Source organism: Xenorhabdus santafensis, assembly GCF_033949405.1.
In the GTDB taxonomy this organism is placed as follows: Bacteria; Pseudomonadota; Gammaproteobacteria; order Enterobacterales; family Enterobacteriaceae; genus Xenorhabdus; species Xenorhabdus santafensis.
The window spans coordinates 1-255 of sequence record NZ_VCDN01000401.1 but is presented as its reverse complement, the minus strand read 5'-3'; the positions used below and the strand labels follow the sequence as shown (position 1 = coordinate 255).

The 255-nt window shown below is 36.9% G+C and carries 1 protein-coding gene; it reads left to right on the top strand.

The features are described 5' to 3' along the window. Positions 1-24 precede the first annotated feature (24 nt). Positions 25-255 (top strand): hypothetical protein (locus FE392_RS20730; protein ID WP_319931979.1); only part of this gene is annotated, 231 nt, incomplete at its 3' end.

Sequence of the window (255 nt, the reverse complement as noted above, 5' to 3'; positions counted from 1 at the left end):
AATGAAATGTATGAGGGATTAAAAATGAGTTTTGCGAGTGTAGCAAAAGCGCTTGGGATGATGAAATATAGCAAGAAAGAATATGAACAACCGTTAAATGAACGAGGGAATCGATTGATAGATGCGATTGCGAATTATACAAGCTATTGGCTTCGAAAAATGGGAAGTGAGGATTTAGCGGAGAAAGTGGATAAGGAAATTGGATTGAGTAAAGGGATACAACAATCCGTACAAGCCTTAGAACCAAAAAAAGAA